The sequence below is a fragment of the Sphingobacterium sp. WOUb80 genome (genome assembly GCF_050058145.1).
GTDB lineage: Bacteria > Bacteroidota > Bacteroidia > Sphingobacteriales > Sphingobacteriaceae > Sphingobacterium.
The window spans coordinates 647,137-666,598 of sequence record NZ_CP165617.1 but is presented as its reverse complement, the minus strand read 5'-3'; the positions used below and the strand labels follow the sequence as shown (position 1 = coordinate 666,598).

Annotated in this window: 9 protein-coding genes; 5 read left to right on the top strand and 4 right to left on the bottom strand. The window is 41.7% G+C overall.

Annotated elements, in window-relative coordinates:
• Positions 1-188 precede the first annotated feature (188 nt).
• The 5 genes from AB1Z56_RS02605 (at position 189) to bglX (ending at position 11,796) form a co-directional block, all read left to right on the top strand.
• Complete coding sequence (locus AB1Z56_RS02605) at positions 189-3,074, top strand: triple tyrosine motif-containing protein (protein ID WP_426790986.1); 2,886 nt, start codon at positions 189-191, stop codon at positions 3,072-3,074.
• Positions 3,075-3,339: 265 nt separating this feature from the next.
• Positions 3,340-6,441 (top strand): SusC/RagA family TonB-linked outer membrane protein, encoded by a 3,102-nt coding sequence (locus AB1Z56_RS02600; protein WP_426790985.1) that lies wholly within the window; start codon positions 3,340-3,342, stop codon positions 6,439-6,441.
• Between the two features lie 20 nt (positions 6,442-6,461).
• On the top strand, positions 6,462-7,892 hold the full coding sequence (locus tag AB1Z56_RS02595; protein ID WP_426790984.1) for a RagB/SusD family nutrient uptake outer membrane protein: 1,431 nt from the start codon (positions 6,462-6,464) through the stop codon (positions 7,890-7,892).
• Between the two features lie 76 nt (positions 7,893-7,968).
• Entirely contained in the window at positions 7,969-9,354 is a 1,386-nt protein-coding gene (locus tag AB1Z56_RS02590; protein WP_426790983.1) for a glucoamylase family protein, read from the top strand.
• Between the two features lie 165 nt (positions 9,355-9,519).
• Positions 9,520-11,796 (top strand): beta-glucosidase BglX, encoded by a 2,277-nt coding sequence (gene bglX, locus AB1Z56_RS02585; protein ID WP_309361839.1) that lies wholly within the window; start codon positions 9,520-9,522, stop codon positions 11,794-11,796.
• 83 nt (positions 11,797-11,879) lie between these two features.
• Here the strand turns inward: bglX and AB1Z56_RS02580 are convergent, their stop codons facing one another.
• From AB1Z56_RS02580 to AB1Z56_RS02565, 4 genes are all read right to left on the bottom strand, one after another.
• On the bottom strand, positions 11,880-13,214 hold the full coding sequence (locus AB1Z56_RS02580) for a sulfatase-like hydrolase/transferase (RefSeq protein ID WP_313266062.1): 1,335 nt from the start codon (positions 13,212-13,214) through the stop codon (positions 11,880-11,882).
• A gap of 73 nt (positions 13,215-13,287) precedes the next feature.
• Positions 13,288-14,895: a RagB/SusD family nutrient uptake outer membrane protein gene (locus tag AB1Z56_RS02575; protein ID WP_426790982.1), complete on the bottom strand. Its 1,608-nt coding sequence runs from the start codon at positions 14,893-14,895 to the stop codon at positions 13,288-13,290.
• A 34-nt stretch (positions 14,896-14,929) separates the two neighbouring features.
• Positions 14,930-18,025 carry a SusC/RagA family TonB-linked outer membrane protein gene (locus AB1Z56_RS02570; protein ID WP_426790981.1) on the bottom strand — a complete coding sequence of 1,032 codons (3,096 nt, stop codon included), beginning with the start codon at positions 18,023-18,025 and terminating at the stop codon, positions 14,930-14,932.
• Positions 18,026-18,464: 439 nt separating this feature from the next.
• Positions 18,465-19,451: a hypothetical protein gene (locus AB1Z56_RS02565; protein WP_426790980.1), complete on the bottom strand. Its 987-nt coding sequence runs from the start codon at positions 19,449-19,451 to the stop codon at positions 18,465-18,467.
• Positions 19,452-19,462: the final 11 nt, after the last annotated feature.

Sequence of the window (19,462 nt, the reverse complement as noted above, 5' to 3'; positions counted from 1 at the left end):
TTTTTTAAAACAAAAAAAATAAACATCCTGGCTTCTTTTAATTTTTCTTCCATCAATCCATCGGTTGAGCTCCAAAATAAGAAGGAGATCTGCAGGAGCTCCTAGAACTCCATACGACGAGGGAGATTATCAATTCTGCGATAAAATCGATATATTGTCCCCAAAATCAGTTTAAAGTGAGGGAGTCGATGACAACAAAAAAATATAGTAACGTCTATATCTTTTGGTTTTGCAGCATTTTATTTTTTTTAATGCACCATGGCTATTGCCAGACAATCATACCTACAGGAACACCTTTTGTAAAACAATACAAAAAAGACCAATACAAGGCTGGAAATCAGAACTGGTCTTTGGCAGTCGATAAAGATGGTCGCATTTATAGTGCAAATACCGAGGGGCTGTTACAATTTGACGGGCAATACTGGCGTATCTTTCCACTGCCAAATCACTCCACAGTCCGAAGTGTTGCAATTGGTAAAGACGGAAAGATATATACAGGCGGAAGAGGTGAATTTGGCTATTGGACTTCCAAACCTTTTGGGAACTTGAGCTATCATAGTCTCTCGAAACTTGTACAGGACAAAACCTATTTCCCAAACGAAGAAATCTGGAAAATCATTGTCGAAGACCGACGGGTATTTTTTCATACATTTTCCAAATCCTATATTTGGGAAAACAATCGTATACGGCAGCTAACCGCCAAAGGTGAACCCTTTTTATTTCCGCATCAGCTCGATAACAAGTTATTTTTCGAACAGCTGCCAAGTGGTCTGCATGAATTTAAACAGGATAAACTTATCCCTGTAAAAGGAAAAGATGTTTTGAAAGACAAAAATGTACTTGCCATCTTACCTTTCGACGCAACGACCTCGCTTATTGCCACCTCGCGAAATGGCCTTTACCTGATGAAAGCGGATGGAACCATTCTACCCTGGCCTGTTCCGGCAAACCAGCTCTTAAGCCAATCACAAATAAACAATGGTTTATACCTCTACGACGGACAATATGCTTTTGGCACCATCCAAAACGGCGTTATTATCATCAATAAAAATGGGCAAGTCATTCAGCATATCAATAAAAACAATGGTCTTCAAAACAATACTGTACTCAGTATTGTCAAGGACAATCAGAAGAATATCTGGGTGGGACTGGATAATGGTATAGACCGCATTGAAATCAATTCCCCATTATCATTTTACACTGATTTTGTCGGAAAAATCGGTACCGTTTATACATCGATTATCTACCAGGGAAAAATCTACCTTGGAACGAATAAGGGCTTATTTTCAAGTGATTGGAAGGGATTGACCAATTACAATTCATTAAATTTCTCCCAAATTCCAAATTCAAATGGTCAGGTTTGGACATTAGCACAATTTGGTGATGAGTTGATCTGTGGACACAATGACGGGACCTTTAAGCTCGTTGATGGCCGACTTGAGAAAATTTCACAGATCACTGGCGGATGGGTTTTCAAACCTATCTTTGGAACAAAGAATATTCTTCAAGGGAACTACACAGGCTTATCGAAATTTACGTTCGATGGTATACACCTAGCATTTGTTCAGCAGTTCGCGGGCGTTAAAGAACCGGTTCGATTTTTGGCGCAAAAAGATAATCATGCCTTTTGGATTGGCGATTGGGGGCAGATACAACTACTCGGATTTGATGCAAATTTCCAGCAGGCAGACATTTTATTTTCCTCCAAACAGGACAGTATCGCTTCAAAGAGGCAATTTACAGGGATTTACACCTTAGAAAATAATCTTGTATTTGCGACGGACAGCGGATTTCTCCAATTCGACAATATTGTAAAAAGATTCAGCTATGCCGATGAATTAAACACAGCTTTAGGCAGCTATAAAAATTCAAATAAGGTCATACCGATCAATACAAACAGCTACTGGTTTATTCAGAAGACTAAAATTGCTAAAGTAGATTTTGACAGTAAGGGCAAACTGCATATTGACTCCAATCTGCTCAGCCCCTTACAGGATCGAATGATGAATAACTATGAAAATATCCTTCCTATTGAAAACCAATACTATCTCATCGGTTTAGATGATGGATTTGCGATCTACCGTCATGCCGATAAATCACAAAAATACACGTTGCCACTTCCGCAAATAGCACAACTCGTCAACTTGACAACAGGCCAGACTATTATCCCAGATTCAGCATTTAAACTATCATCATCGGACAATAATCTTAGAATTAGCTTTTCAAGTCCATATTATTCATCTTCACCACTTCAATACCAATATTACCTCGAAGGCTACTCAGACAATTGGTCCGAATGGAGTGAAACTGCCTACCAAGATTTCACAAATCTACCTTATGGAAAATTTCAAATTAAAATCAGGGCCAGGGACAATATGGGCTTGGTTTCGGAAATCCAAACATTTTCCTTTACCATTCGGTATCCATGGTACCTCTCCTGGTGGGCAAAGGCATTTTATGCACTAGCTTTGCTGGCGCTTATCTATTTAGCTTATAAGTTTAATCTTCAACGGGAGCGCAAGCGTCAGTTTCAGATAAGGCGAAAATGGCTAGAAGAGAAAAAGATTGCCTTGGAACGCGAAACAGAGCAAAAAGAAAAGGACTGGATTAAACTTAAAAACCAGCAATTAGAAGATCAACTTCAATTAAAAAATAAAGAACTCGCTAATGCGGCCCTCAATATCGTTTACAAAAATGAGATGTTGAACAATTTACACGACGAGCTCAAACAGCTTAAAGATGCAGATGGCAACAAGCTGAGTTCGGATGAATTGAAAAAAATAAACAAGCTTATCGATGATGCCCATAACGACGACCGTGATTGGCATATTTTTGAAACAAGCTTTAACGAATCACATGAGAATTTTTTCAAGAAATTGAAACAAGAGTTTCCTGATCTAGTCCCCAATGATCTGAAATTATGCGCCTATTTAAGACTCAATATGTCGAGCAAGGAAATTGCCTCATTACTTAACATTAGCACACGCGGTGTCGAGATCAGACGCTATCGATTACGCAAAAAGTTAGGCATTCCAACAGACAAAAACCTCTCTGAATTCCTGATGGAACGTTAAATTTTCATCACAGACACTACATCATTACTACACACGAGCTTTAGTGTATAAAACACACTAAAGCTCGTGTTATTTCAGCGAAAAACACAATATAAAAATCTGATTATCAAAAACATAAAACACAAAAAAAGGTAAGCTGAGCAAGCTAAAATTCCATGTAGTAGTGATGTGAAAATGTTAAATTTTGGCAAAGTTGTACTACATCAACATATTTGCTTCAGGGAAATAACCAACGTATTTTAAACAAACACCAAAAATTAACGATATGAGGAATCTATCCGCATTATTTTTGACATCCATGGTCGTCTCGGTTGCCTATGGACAAACTTCTATACAAGGAGTGGTCAAAGATGGCTCAAGCATGATCTCCATGCCTGGGGTCACCATTAGCATCAAAGGGAAAGCAGTATCTACAAAAACCGACGCAACGGGGAAATTTCAAATCAACGCCTCTCCTACCGACTCATTGGTCTTTAACTTTCTAGGATATCGCACGCAAACCGTCTACATTGGCAATCAAACGCAACTCAATGTATTCTTAGAAAATCAAAATCAAGCATTGGAAGAGGTGGTGGTTATTGGTTATGGTACGCAAAAGAAAGCGGATCTGACCGGATCGATCAGTTCATTGAAATCATCCGATATCACAAAACAGCCAGCCATGTCGGCCATGCAATCGATCCAAGGTAAAGCTGCGGGTTTAAACATTATTGCGAATGAGGCTCCTGGTTCATCGCCGAATGTAGTCATTCGCGGACTGGGAACAGCTTTGTCAGGGCGGAATCCACTTTATATTGTTGACGGAATTGCACAGACGGACATCAATAATATCAACCCATCAGATATTGAATCTATGGATGTTTTGAAGGATGCATCGTCAGCTTCAATTTACGGTCTTCGGGCTGCAAATGGTGTTATTATCGTAACCACGAAGAAAGGTAAAACCGGAACGACAAACATCAACTATGAAAGCTTCGCAGGAATAAAAAATGTCCTCAATCGCGTGAAAATGGCCAACGCTGATCAGTTTAGAATATTTGCCAATGAATACCTGACCTCGACCAATGGATCTTATCGTTTGGCGGAAAACCAAAAATATGATACAGACTGGTATGACGAATTGTTACGTACGGGTTCCGTATTCAATAATGCTGTCAATATTTCTGGCGGAACTGAGAAAGTTGATTACTTTGTATCAGCAAACAACTATACCGAAAATGGTATTCTTGACGGCTCTAAATTTGTAAGAAATACAATACGCAATAACAACGTTTATAAATTTTTAAACAACCGCCTAAAGTTCAGCCAAAATTTAAATCTTACATTAACAAATGCAACACCCAAGCCCTATAGTGCTTTCACCACGGCTTATCGTCAGTCACCGCTGGCTCCCGTTATGTTTGATAATGGCCGTTACGGTTTAGGTCGTGTAAATACAACAACTGGTGTAGCAGGTATTGAAGCAGCTCAAGGGCAAGCAATTGGAAACCTAAACTCCATTGGCAATCCAGTGTATGAGGTTTTACGCCAAAACGAAAGAACAAATACGCTACGCTTACAGGGAAGTTTTGAGGGAGAATTCAAAATAACCGATTATTTAAAAATCAATTCGCGTATTGGCGGGAATAAATTCTATTCAAAACAACGGATTTTCAATAATGTGAAGGATCAATGGTTGAATGCAAATACATTGTTAGATGAAGCTAGATTCAACGCATTAAAAGCGGAAAATCCAAAGGCCGTTGATTACGTGGACAACAGTTTAAAATACGAGAATCTCGAACAATTTCGGTGGTCATTCGAGAATTTCCTAACATTCAACAAAAGTTTTGACAAACATCATATTGAAGCTGTTGTAGGGATGTCGCGCGAAAAATACGATATCAACAGCATGAGCAGCCAAACAGGCTACAATGTACCCGAACAAGAGCAGTATTGGAATATTAACTTAGCCAAGGGTACTAATGATTATGGTATTGTCTCTTTACAAACTTATTACACACCAAGGGCACTAGCGTCCTATTTTGGTAGACTACAATACAATTACGATAGCAAATACTATTTAACAGCTACCTTACGCAGAGACGGATCAAGCGTATTTCGTAATACAGGAAAATACTGGGGAACTTTCCCTTCGGTTGGATTGGGTTGGACAGTGACCAATGAAAGCTTTATGAAAGACGCCACTTGGATCAATTTACTGAAAGTCCGCGGAAACTGGGGTAAACTAGGAAATCAAGATATTCCATTGAATGTTTCTACGATCTTATCAAGTCCTGAGAGCTCGAACTACAACTATGTGCTCGGTCCTGAACAGAATATGGTGTACGGAAGTGCAAAGGGTACACCTGCGGTGAATTTGACTTGGGAAGTAACCAGAGAGACAGGTGCTGGCTTAGACTTTGCGTTTCTAAACAATCAGCTTTCAGGATCCATTGACTACTATCATAAGCTAAACACAAATACGATTCTAGATGTAACACCTATATATTCTTCACCGGACGAGAAAAATTATTATGCTCATGGAGCTAAAATATTGAACCAAGGTGTCGAAATTGCATTAAACTGGAATAAAAATATAAGTCCAGATTTTAGCTATACAGTCGGCCTGAATTACGCATACAATAAAAACAAGGTAACCGAAGTCGTCAATACATTCGATGGTGCAACTGGCGGAAGTTTAAATAATGGCGAAATCACCAAACAGCTACGTGTTGGACAACCTATTTATGGTTGGTGGATGTTTGAAGCCAATGGTGTCTATCAAGATGATGCAGATGTTGCAAATACACCAGCATTTGGAACAGCTAAACCTGGTTACCTCAAATACAAAGACCAAAATGGCGATGGCGTAATCGATACAAGGGATAAAAAGTTCTTCGGCTCATTTCTCCCAAGCTCTACCTATGGTATAAATATAGGGATCAATTATAAAATGATCGATTTCAATGTTTCGGGTTATGGTGTTGCCGGTAACAAAGTATATAATGGTTTAAATAGCGTGCGCTCCAACGCTGGTGAAAATATTGCATTATCTACTTTTGAAAATCGCTGGACTGGCGCAGGTTCAACCAATGAACATCCTGGTGCTGAAAGAGCATATTGGGCCTCTAGTTATTTTCTTGAATCGGGCGCTTACTTCCGTATCAATAATATCACCCTTGGATATACTTTCAACAATCTCTATAGTTCAAAGTCTAAGCTGAGACTATATGTGACTGCACAAAATCCATTTATGTTTACGAATTACAGCGGTTTTTCGCCTGAACTTGCAGGTGACGGAAGTCCAAACCTTACTTCCGGTATTGAGCTTTCAGCTTATCCAACTACCCGCAATTTCTTATTCGGACTTAACATGCAATTTTAATCACTTTAGTTTTGAAAACAATGAAAATTAACAAACTCTATATAGCGCTCTTACTCACTGCAGGAATTGCAATGCAGAGCTGTAAAGACAATAAGTTCCTGGATGTACCATCAAAGGAACTGGTTGAAGCCGAGGATAGTGAAGAAATCTACACACCTGAACAATACGTCAATGGGATTTACGGTATGTTTACCGACTGGGATTATTCCTTCTCTTACATTGGTATTACCGATATGCTATCCGATAACGCCGACAAGGGAAGTTCGGAAACAGATGCTGGTGGCGATAAACTGAGTCTAGACAATTTAACCTATACTTCCACTACCGGTTCTTTTGAATCCATGTGGACACGCTGGTACAAGTCAATTGGTCGCGCAACAAGGGCCATAGAATATACCGAAAAATACGGTTTAACCGATGAAACCTATAAGAATAGACTGATTGCAGAAGCTCGTTTTCTTCGTGCATTGAATTACTTTTATCTTGTACGGGGTTGGGGCGATGTCCCTATCCAAGAACGCGATTATATAAAGAGAGAACCCGCAGCTGAAGTTTACGCGTATATCGAAGCTGATCTCCAATTTGCGATTAACAACCTACCTATCAAATCTGCCTATGCCGCAAAAGATTTAGGTAGAGCAACCAAAGGTGCTGCGCAGGGCTTATTGTCAAAAGTCTATTTGTATCAAAGCAAATGGCAACAAGCTGCTGATATGGCGAAAACGGTCATCACATCCGGAGGATATAGCCTTGAACCAGATTATGCAACAATTTGGCGATTAGCAGGAGAAAATGGTCCGGAATCACTCTTTGAATGGCAAGCTCGTGGTACTTCCATTGCTCACGGTATCCAACAGTATAGCCAGGTACAAGCACCTCGTGGAGGCGCGGTCAATTTAGGCTGGGGCTTTAATATCCCAAGCCAAAACTTATTGGATGCCTTTAATGCAGAAAAAGATAATATCCGTCGTGATGCCACGATTATTTTTAGAGGAGAAACACTCTACGATGGCCGTCTAATTGACAATGGTGTAGAAAATCCGATGTATAATGAAAAAGCGTATTCTTCGGCAAATGGAGGTGCCTCTGATGGTGATAAAAACGTACGTTATCTGCGTCTAGGCGAAATTTACCTCATCCTTGCTGAAGCAGCAAATGAGGTTGGCAATAGCAGCGAAGCGCTGAATGCGCTGAATACTGTGCGGACAAGGGTAAAACTAGCCAACGTAACGACGACCGACCAAACACAGCTCCGCCAATTGATCTGGAAAGAAAGACGTCTTGAATTGGCATTCGAACACGACCGCTGGTTTGATTTGGTGCGTACAAAACAGGCAAAAACAGCCATGGCTGCAAATGGAAAGACGTTTCAGGATAAAATGTTGCTATTTCCAATTCCTGAAAAACAACGTATCCAAACACCAGAAATGACTCAAAATACTGGTTGGTAATCATCTATACAAAATAACTCCGTTCAAACGGCCTTTGGCCGTTTGAACATTTTTTCAAGAATTAAACAAGATATCCATGAGAAAACGAATAGCATATCCTGCACTTAGCGGTATCGCTTTGGCGCTTATTCTCAGCAGTTCGTGCCAAAATGCTACTAATAGCAGTCCAGACAGTCCCTCAAAAATTGATTCAACCAGCGGAAGCAAGATCAATGAAGATTCGCTATTGACCAATATTCAGCAACATACATTTCAATATTTTTGGGAAGGTGCCGAACCTACTTCTGGTCTCGCCAGAGAACGTATCCATATGGATGGTGTTTATACCCAAAATGATCGTAATATCGTGACCATAGGTGGTAGTGGCTTCGGACTCATGGGTATGATCGTCGCGATGGAACGGGGTTTTATCAGCCAGGAACAAGGCCTTCAAAAGTTGAATCACATCATGGACTATCTTGGCAAAATCGAACGGTTTAAAGGAGCCTGGGCACACTGGTACGATGGAGAACTGGGTACAGCGAAACCGTTCAGTGAAAAAGATAACGGTGGCGACATTGTTGAAACGGCATTCTTAGCCCAAGGCCTAATCGCCATTCGGGAATATCTAAAAGATAAAGGTGATTCCGCCCAACTGGTTGCCCAAAAAGCAGATAAGCTATGGAAAGAAATCAACTGGAATCACTATACAAACGGACAAAATGTTATTTATTGGCATTGGAGTCCAAAATTTAATTTCCAGCAAAATCACCCCGTCAGAGGATACGACGAGTGTCTTATCACCTATATTTTAGCGGCTTCCTCCCCTACTTATCCGATTGCACCCCAAGTGTATCATGAGGGTTGGGCAAGATCTGGTGCAATTAAAAGCTCCGCTAAAAAATATGACATTCCACTCGTGCTGAAGCACAATGCCAAAGAAGGTGAAGTGGGTCCGCTCTTCTGGGAACATTACTCCTATTTAGGATTGAGCCCTAAAGGATTAAAAGATCAATATGCAGATTATTGGGAAGCGGCAAGCAATCATGTTAAGATCAATTTAGCATACGCAGATCTGAACCCGAAAGGTTACAAAGGTTATGGTTCAACGAAAGGCTGGGGCTGGACGGCCAGCTATTCCATCAACGGCTACGATGCGCATCATCCAGACAACGACCCTGGTGTGATCTCACCTACAGCTGCTTTATCGTCTATGCCCTATACCCCACATGAAAGCATACAATTTGCACAATACTTAAACAATCAGCTCGGAAATAAAATCTGGGGTAAATATGGCTACTATGATGCCTACAGTGAAACCGCAAATTGGTATCCACAACGTTATTTAGCCATCGATCAGGGCACCATTATTGTCATGATCGAAAATTACAGAACAGGAAAAATCTGGGATCTATTTATGCAGGCCCCAGAAATTCAACAAGGACTAAAGAAACTCGGTTTTACCAGTCCTTATTTAAAATAGTGGCCTATGGAATCATTTTCAATCCGTCACACGTTGAGAATGGTTCCTTCCACGAAAATGATAGGACATCCCATCAAAGAGGTTCAAGAGTCATCTTGAACGCTTGACATATACTTACCATGTAGCGCGGAAAGCAAAATCCATGCGCACAAAAAAAATAATACGATGAAAAAAGTAGTAGGTACTTTCCTTCTTGCATTTCTAGCTTGGCATACCAGTCCGGCCCAGTCCAATCAGAAAATGGACACGTTCATTGATCAGCTTATGGCTAAGATGACTGTCGAGGAAAAAATTGGACAACTTAATCTGGTCACCGGCGGTGAAGCGACGACCGGAACCACAGTATCCACGGGAGTAGAAGCGAAAATTAAAAATGGTCAAATCGGTGGGATTTTCAGCATGAGTACACCAGCGAAAATCCGCAAAACGCAGGAAATAGCGATCAAACAATCCCGATTAAAAATACCCATCATTTTTGGGATGGACGTCATTCACGGTTATCGCACAGTGTTCCCAATTCCCTTGGGACTTGCCGCTACCTGGGACATGAACTTGATTCAGCAATCTGCACGTATAGCAGCCGAAGAAGCTACCGCCGATGGAATTAATTGGGCATTTTCGCCCATGGTCGATATCTCACGCGATCCACGCTGGGGCCGTATTTCCGAAGGTGCAGGTGAAGATACCTACCTGAGCTCGCGGGTTGCAGAAGCCATCGTTCATGGTTTCCAAGGTGATAACCTCGCAGCACACAATACCATGATGGCCTGTGTCAAACATTTTGCCTTATATGGTGCTGCCGAAGGCGGCCGTGATTACAATAGCACGGATATGAGCCTTCACCGGATGTACAACGAATATTTACCACCCTACAAAGCGGCGTTAGATGCCGGAGCGGGAAGTATCATGACTTCTTTTAACGATATCAATGGTGTTCCTGCCTCGGCAAATAAATGGTTGATGACGGATGTCTTACGCAAACAGTGGGGCTTTAAAGGATTGGTCGTCACCGATTACACAGCCGTAAATGAATTAACGGCGCACGGCCTCGGTGACCTTCAACAGGTCTCTGCCTTAAGCCTGAATGCCGGGGTTGATATGGATATGGTCGGTGAAGGATTTCTGACAACGTTAAAAAAATCTTTGGATGCGGGAAAAGTCAAAATTGCGGATATTGACCGGGCTTGCCGTTTTGTTTTGGAAGCCAAGTATAAATTAGGCTTATTTGACGATCCCTATCGCTATTGTGACGAAAAGCGGGCTAAAACAGTGATCGGATCTGATGCCAATCATGCCAAGGCCAGAGAAATTGCGGCAAAATCATTTGTTTTGCTGAAAAATGAAAACCAAGCGCTTCCATTAAAAAAAACAGGCACAGTTGCTGTCATTGGCCCATTGGCCAATTCAGGTCCAAATATGCCCGGAACATGGAGTGTCAGTGCTGAATTGGACAAAACAGCCTCTTTAGTGGAGGGAATGAAAGCCGTGTTGGGTAATAAAGTCAATATCCTCACACACTTGGGAAGCAATCTGTTGGAAGATCCAATTTACCAAAACCACGCAACGATGTTTGGCCGTACAATCCCACGTGATTCCCGAAAAGAAGAAGAGATTATTGCAGATGCCGTGAAAGTCGCCCAACAGTCCGATGTGGTCATTGCTGCACTTGGTGAATCGTCTGAAATGTCAGGTGAAAGCTCCAGTCGCTCAGAACTGGACATTCCAAAAAATCAACAAAATCTGTTAAAAGCATTGTTGGCCACAGGAAAACCAGTTGTACTTGTATTATTTACGGGTAGACCGCTGACGCTCACCTGGGAAGATGCCCACGTGCCGGCGATATTAAATGTCTGGTTTGGGGGAACAGAAACCGGAAAAGCAGTAGCCGATGTCTTATTCGGGGATGTCGTTCCTTCGGGAAAGATTACAGCAACTTTCCCACGAAATGTTGGTCAGATTCCGATCTATTATGCGCATAAAAACACCGGCAGACCTTATGGAAACTCGGGTGATTTTGAAAAATTCAAATCGAATTACCTGGATGTAAGCAATTCACCGCTCTACCCTTTTGGTTATGGACTGAGCTATACAACTTTTGCTTATAGCGACATTCGCCTTGACCGAAATACAATCGATGAAAAAGGTACGCTGCAAGCAAGTATCAACATCAGTAATACAGGAAATTATGATGCAGAAGAAACAGTGCAGCTGTATATCCAGGACTTAGTTGGCTCTGTTACGCGTCCCGTAAAAGAATTAAAAGGGTTTCAAAAAATATTCCTCAAGAAAGGAGAGCAAAAAACCGTGAACTTTAAAATCAAGGTGGATGATCTCAAATTCTTCGACAACAACCTGAATTATGTTGCCGAACCCGGAAATTTCAAAGTCTATATTGGTCCGAACAGTCGCGATGTCAAAGAAAAAGCGTTTGAATTGCTTTAAATCTTTTGCATCTGTATAAAACACAAGGTGGCCCTTATTTCCTAAGGGCCGCCTTGTTTATGTTAAACTGTCGTTATGTCTACCTATTTCATATTCCCATCAAAGCTTTCAAACAGCAAACGTAATTCGGCCGCTTTTTCAGGATAATCCTTTAGAATATTGGTCCGTTCACTTGGATCCCAGGCAATATTATGTAACTCTTCAATAGCGTCATAGGGTTTACCCGAAATTTGATTGACTCCACCTGCTATTCGACGATACTTCCAGTCGCCTGACCGAACAGCCTCAACATGACCATAATTTACCAAAAATATCGGTCTATGTGGCGTCTTCAAATCTTCCGATTTACCATTCAGCAGAGAGTCAATAGCTTGACCATCGATGGATTTCTTCGGCAATGATGCACCAGTCCATTTGGCTATTGTAGGCAACACATCCAAGTTACTGATTGCTTGCCGAATAACTTTCCCTTCTTGGGCATAGCCCTTTCCATAGACGATGAAAGGTACACGGACACCACCTTCTGTCGTCTCGGCTTTAGAACCTTTGAAGACACCTGCAGTACCCACATGCCAATTTTTGGTGGCATGATCGTCAGACATCCGCGATGGATAGGCTATCCAGGGGCCATTATCACTTGAAAAAATTAAAATGGTATTATCGGCGAGACCTTTTCGTTCAACTGTTTTCCAGAGCTCCGAAAAATTATGATCCAGCTCCTGCATCACCGCGCCCAGTGGGCCTGCATTTTGCTGATCTGCAAATCGGTTCTTTTTATTGGCAAATGCCAAAGGAAGATGCGGGAAATTATGCGCATAGTATAAAAAGAATGGATGATCTTTATCTTGATCTTCTATAAACTTCACTGTTTCTTTGTGATAAAGTGAGCTTAAGTCCGAATCATCTGGCGCAACGACTTCAGGTTTTCGATTCCGGAAGATTTTAATGACAGAATCGGTCTTTACATAGGGATCGCGGTAGTCATGGCTATACAGCATCCCATAAAAAGAATCGAAGCCTTGCTGATTGGGATGATGGTACGACTGTTTATCCCCTAAATGCCACTTCCCGATTAACGCAGTTCTATAGCCTACCTTTTTTAATAATTCGGCAATTGTTTCCTCATCATCAGGTAAGCCTAAATTGGAGCCTGGACCAATGGGTGCCGGAAGATTATAACGTGAAGCATATCTTCCGGTTAGTAATGAAGCTCTTGAAGGCGTACAAGAGGGCGTAGAAACCATAAAGTTTGTTGCTCTCACACCCTTACTGGCGATCGAATCCAAAAAAGGGGTGGAAATATTCGGACTTCCATAACAACCAATGTCGCTATAACCGAGATCATCGGTCAGAATCAAGATAATGTTAGGCTTTTTTTGCTGGGCATTGGCCAAAGCCACCAGTAAAAATAGAGCCATAGAGGTCATAAGTTTAGTGTATCGCATCATATGTATATGAGTTAATTGGATTCGTGTCGCAAGATAACAATTTTTACCAATTTGGATTCTGTTTCAGATTCGCGTTGAGGTTAATTTCCCTTTGTGGAATAGGCCAGAGATAATGCTTTTTCGCATCAAAAACACGGCTTTCGGAGGCTGCCTCAACGACAACTGTCTCCCCCTTATTTTGATATGTGATCCCGTAAACCTTTCCAGAAACTACATTTTCGGCGGTTTTCCATCGTCTTATATCCGCGAGATGCAATCCCTCAAATGCCAGTTCAACCGTACGCTCGCGACGAACCAGCTGACGAAGCTGAGACTGATTGAGCTGGTTACTGACTAGCGGAAGTTTGACATCAGTACGCCCGCTTCTAACCTGATTGATTGCATCATATACACTTGCATCAATTTCGCCAAGCTCAATCTTTGCCTCCGCATAGGTCAATAATACTTCCGCATAACGTAATAGTATAATATTCAAACCGCTCTTGGAAGGATTAGCCAGATCTTTTTTATCGATATATTTTTTGATATTAAAGCCGGTTGTAGAAGCGATATAGGTACTCCCTACCGCATCAGCAGTACCACTGTTGGGTGCAGGATGAAAAATAGCCCCATTTGGAAGCGGATCGCCATCCAAAAAAATTGAAAGAGCAAGCCTAGAATCCCGATTTTTATAAGGATTTTTGGGGTCATAACCGCTATTGGCATCGTTAATTACAAGCCCATTGGAAGTTTCATAGCTATCTATCAGGGCTTTGGTAGGCACATAGGTACTTTGCCCATTCTGCTGGCTATAAGGTGCTAATAGGTTAAAAACACTTTGTGTGTATATATTCTCCAGAAATTGCTTGTCTAACAACACCTCTTTATTATTTTCGGCCGCATACGTAAAAAGATTTGCATACAAGGGGTATAGCTCAAATCGTCTGCTATCGATAATAGCTTTTGCGGCTTTTGCTGCTGCTTCAAAACGTCCAGCGTATAAATCTGCCCTTGCTTTCAGGCCCAAGGCTGCCCAACGGGTTATCCTTCCAACATCGTTGCTCGCATAGCTTTCTGGCAAACTTGCCGCAACCTGATCCAGCTCGCTATCGATAAAATCATAGATTTCAGCGAGAGTCGCTTGTCGTATTTCCCTTCCTTCCTGTAGTGTCAATGGTGCCTTTACTAAGGGAACTGTACCGAATAAATAGGCCAATTTGATGTATTGGTACGCACGCAATACGCGTGCTTCGCCGATATATCGAGCGATCAGTGTTTCATCTTTGCTGCCCTCGATTTTACCAACATTGGCTAAAAAATAATTGGCCGCTCCAATTCCTTTGTATGCGTTGCTCCATGTATTGTACAAGCGGGAGCTTGAAGCGTCATAGGTACCAAGCTCGATATAGGCATCCACAGCGAATGGCTGATTGACATGGGCGATATCTGTCAAGGCATCTGAATAGAATATTTCGGCGCCATCAAGATCATTGTAAAGGGCATTGACAGCCAGTTCTGCATCAGCTTGACTCTTCCAGAATATATTTTCAGACAGCCGGTCAGTGGGTACTGAATCCAACAGATTCTTATCGCAGCCAAATATCGTGCAAGACAGAAGTCCAAGATAAAAAAACAAGCTTCTTTTAGGAGATAGATATTTGTAAAAATTCATTATTCTTCAATTATAAATGATATAAACAATCACATTATAGGGTCAAATTCACCCCCAGTGTATAGAGTCCAGTTTGTGGGTAGTAAACAGCTCTTCCAGACTCTGCTTCAGGATCCAGATTCCATTCGTTCAATTTTGAAATTGTCCATAAATTTGTCGCGGATACGTATACACGCAGTTTATTGACCGTTGTTTTTCCGACGGCATGTAAAGGTATGGTATATCCAAATTGAATATTTTTCAGACGCAGATAAGATCCATTGACGACCAGGCGATCAGCGGTTGCTACATTACGCAGATCATATTTGACCACACGCGGAAAGCGTGCATCGGTATGTGTTGGTGTCCAATAATTGCCCGTAAATATTTCATGCGTAAATCCTTCCTGATTTCCCATCTCCGCCAATGCACCGGACAATCGCGTATCAACTTTCGCTGCTCCTTGAAAAAGGAGATCAAGATCAAAATTTTTAAAACTGAAACTCCCATTAATTCCGAAGGTATATTTGGGGAAGGAATTCCCGATAGCGGTCATATCATCTGCATTAATAACTCCGTCTCCATTTAAATCGACATATTTAACATCACCCGGTTTGGTATTTGTCGCATAGGTGGCTCCATAAGCTTTAATTTCCTCCGCAGATTGAAAAAGACCATCGGTTTTATACCCCCATAAGGTATTGACCGGAAGCCCTTTGGCAATAATATACCGTGGATCTATATCCGAACCCGAGATATATGGGCCAGTACCTTTTAGATCCGTTACCTCATTATGGTTGATGCTAAAATTTGCGTTTAACTGGTAGGCAAAGGCTCCCGGAGCACTCGGTCTTTTCTGATAATTGGCACTGAATTCCCAGCCCCGGTTAAGTACCGTTCCTGCATTCTGGGGGGATGGCTTCAATCCCAGTACCGCAGGAATATCTAAATTCAGCAGAATATCATCCGTTACCTTGTTGTAATAATCTAGCGTAAACGTCAATTTATTATTCAGAAAAGAAGCATCCAGACCTAAATCATACTGCGTCGTCGATTCCCAGCCCAGTTGTTGATTGGCATAACTGTCCAGCCGATAGCCTTGTACCGATTTACCGCCGAAATCGTAACCCGCTGCAATCAGAGCCGAATAATAGCTGTATAGATCCACCGACTGATTTCCAGTTTTACCCCATGAGGCTCTTAGCTTAAACTCGTTTAACCAGGTTTTTAGTGGGGTCCAAAACTGTTCTTTCGATAAGAGCCAGCCTGCGGATGCAGAAGGGAAAAAGCCATATTGCTTGTCTCCGGTAAAACGGGAAGAACCATCGTATCTGCCATTCACCTCCAGCAGATACCGGCCATTCCAATCATAATTTACCCGCCCAAAGAAAGAGCGCAAACCATACTGCACATCATACCCGCCATTATTTTTTGTCGCATCATCGGCTCCCTGTCCGATAGAAGTAATGTCATTATTGTAAAATCGTTCGCGATAGGCACTCAGGTAATTTTGATCGTTATGAATCTGTGAATATCCAGCAAGTGCCTTGATATGATGGGCACCTAGCTCCAGCTGATAAGTCAACAAATTGTTCCAGGTATATTCCTTGCTATTATCGCGAATTTCTGTCAGTGAATTGATGGGAAAACTCTTAACCACCCCCGTACTTCGATCCTTATTTTCAAATGCATTCAAAAATGTCTTGCTATTATTAAAGTTTATCCTTGCCCCAAATTGAGAGGTAAACAGTAAATTTTTCATGAGCTGAATATCTGTTTTTACAATAGAACTCAAGTAATTTTCATTGACTTTCCTAAAGCCGCTTTTTTCAATCAACATCAACGGATTATTGCCCTGTGTGCTCAATCCATAAGTACCATCATCGTATTTAGGCACGACCCACATTGAACCGTGAAAAAAGTTATTGATCGGATCACGTCCGGGCTCCGAAGCTTTGCTGTACCGGTAATTGATGCTCCCTGTAAAATTGAGCCAAGAAGTTGCTTTATAATCGTTGTTTAGACGAATGTCAGCCAGCTCGGAACCATAGTGTTCAATAATACCATCCTGCTTATTGTAACGGACCGCCAGTCTGGACCGCAGAATCTCATTCCCGCCAGCAAATGACAATGAATGGTCTTGTTGCGGAGCCGTTTTCAACAGCGTGTCAAACCAGGTATTCGGTAAAGGATATTTTTCACGGTCTGTTGCTGTGCGATAGGTCGCAATGGATTCGTCGCTAAATCGTGCCGGCACCGCTAATCCTGCATTGCGGTAAGCATCCTGCTGCAATTGGAGATAAGATACGGCATCCATTTGCTTAGGCTTATTAATTGATTTCTGCAGGGCGTAATAGCCATTATAATCAATCACAACATGTCCCGATTTTGCACTTTTGGTGGTGACAATGATAACACCGTTTGTCGCGCGTGAACCATATATTGCTGTGGAAGCGGCATCCTTTAGGACTGAAATTGAGGCGATATCATTCGGGTTGAGTTTGGACCAAGGCTGTTCGATTCCATCCACAATAACCAAAGCATTATTCTTGCTGAGATCATATCCACTGGTGCTGCTCGAATTGGTATTAAATGTCGTTAATCCCCGGATTCGGATATTGGCAGCTGATTGCCCCGGTTTTCCACCAAGGTCTTGAACAGTTACCCCCGGCAGCAACCCCTGTAAAGCCTGCTGGGTATTAGAAACCGGTCTCTTCGTCAGTTTATCGCCTTCAATACTGGCAATTGAATTGGTCAGCGAAATTTTCTTCTGTGTTCCGTAGCCAACAACGACTACCTCATCAAGGTCCTGCGTAACGGGCTCCAATTCAATTTTCGTAGGAGACTCGGAAACCAACAAGGTCTTCTTTTTATAACCGATGCGCGAGAGCGTAATGGAGAACGGTAATTTCTGTCCGGTTACAATTTGAAAAAATCCTTTTTGGTCTGTTGTAACCGCATGAGTTACCGCTTCAAGCTGAATGGTTACGCCTTCAAGGGGCTGCTTATGCTGGCTGTCATAGACAAATCCTGATAAGGATGCATTGATAATCGGTCTAACATCTGTTTGTGCATATGCCTGATGCCCAAGGCCAGATAATAGTAAACATAGCGACAAGGTAGAATACCGGAGTACCCTAAGATTTTTCATAGATAAAGTGTTAATGGTGAATATGAACAAGTGCCAACGCCAATCGAAAACTTGTTTTTATTTTGAAGACATCAGGGGAAGCGAGCGCCTCCCCTAGTGTCAGTTTGAGAAAAGATAAGGGAAATTATCCTATATAACACATTCGCATCTTTCTTACATCAGGGGTTTTAGCCTTCAAAGACTTTGCAGTAATACTTACGAAAAATGTGCTTTTACTAATATTGATATGTTCCATAATAATATATTCATACGGTACGCTGAAAAAGTAACCTATTTTCAACAGCCACCTGTTATCTCCTCACAAATATAGAAGTAATTTTAATATAATCTACTAATCCTATAGATTTTGTTAAAATAAATAAATAGGATATGCCGGAGCTCTACAAAAGCAAGCCAGTAAGCTTTAAAGAATTGGCGATTGGGGTTAACCGGGGAGTTCTTATTTTAGCGTTTTTAAATAGGTTTTGATCAGCAGTATTCCTTCATCATGCAATACGGTGGTTCCTTTTTGAGGCATATGCATCTCTCCCAATGTAGACATCCGTCCAATAATCTTGGCTTGTTTCAACCAAATCCCAGTTTCATTCAGGGGGCTTTCATATCGAAGGTCCAGCATAGTCATATAAGCAGTCCCTTTAGGATTATGACAGTGGGCGCAATTAATCTCCAGATAAGCTCGTGCGCGTTCTACGGTCGATTGGCCAGTATCATCATAAGCCGGCAAATGACTGAAGCCATTCAGGGACTTCAGATCGAGTGCTTCCTGCTTCGCCAACAGCATCAATTGTTGAATACTGTCGCGATCGTGAACGATGATCCGGTTCAGGTTTCTGATCTTCGGCCCTATTGGAAGCAGATGATTTCCTTGCCGATGGCATGCCATACAATCCTTCCGTGAAGGAATAATATAATTTGTTTTTCGCTCGACACCTTTGTCGTCCAAAAACGAAACTGGTACGGAAGCACTGTCCATCAACAGAAACGCTTCATCCTGGGACGCATTCCATTGATAGGTAGCTGCGTTCCACTGTCCGTCTTTATGGATCAAAAGCCGCGTTTCAAGTAGCTGTAATCTCGAGTTTTCTACCGTATATCCCGGGGGATAAAAAAAAGTTTTGGCAATGACGGTACCATCCGGGAAGCTGGGTAAACCATCGTCGGAGGCAGTCATTTTTTTTCCCTTAGGGAGAAAGATGACACGTTTTTTATCTGTATAGTCTGTAAATAAGGCCGAAGCTAATTCGTAAGAAAAACCCTGGTCGTTTGGAACAAGATCTGCAATTCTACCCTTGAATAAATTGTAATCAGATAATTTATCCCTGAATACCAAATTATCTTTAGCAACTGTTCCCCGCCCGGTATTATTCAGTATAATAAAAAGTATAGGTATCAATAAAACACCCATCAAAATTAGCACTTTCTTCATTTCCCTAATGC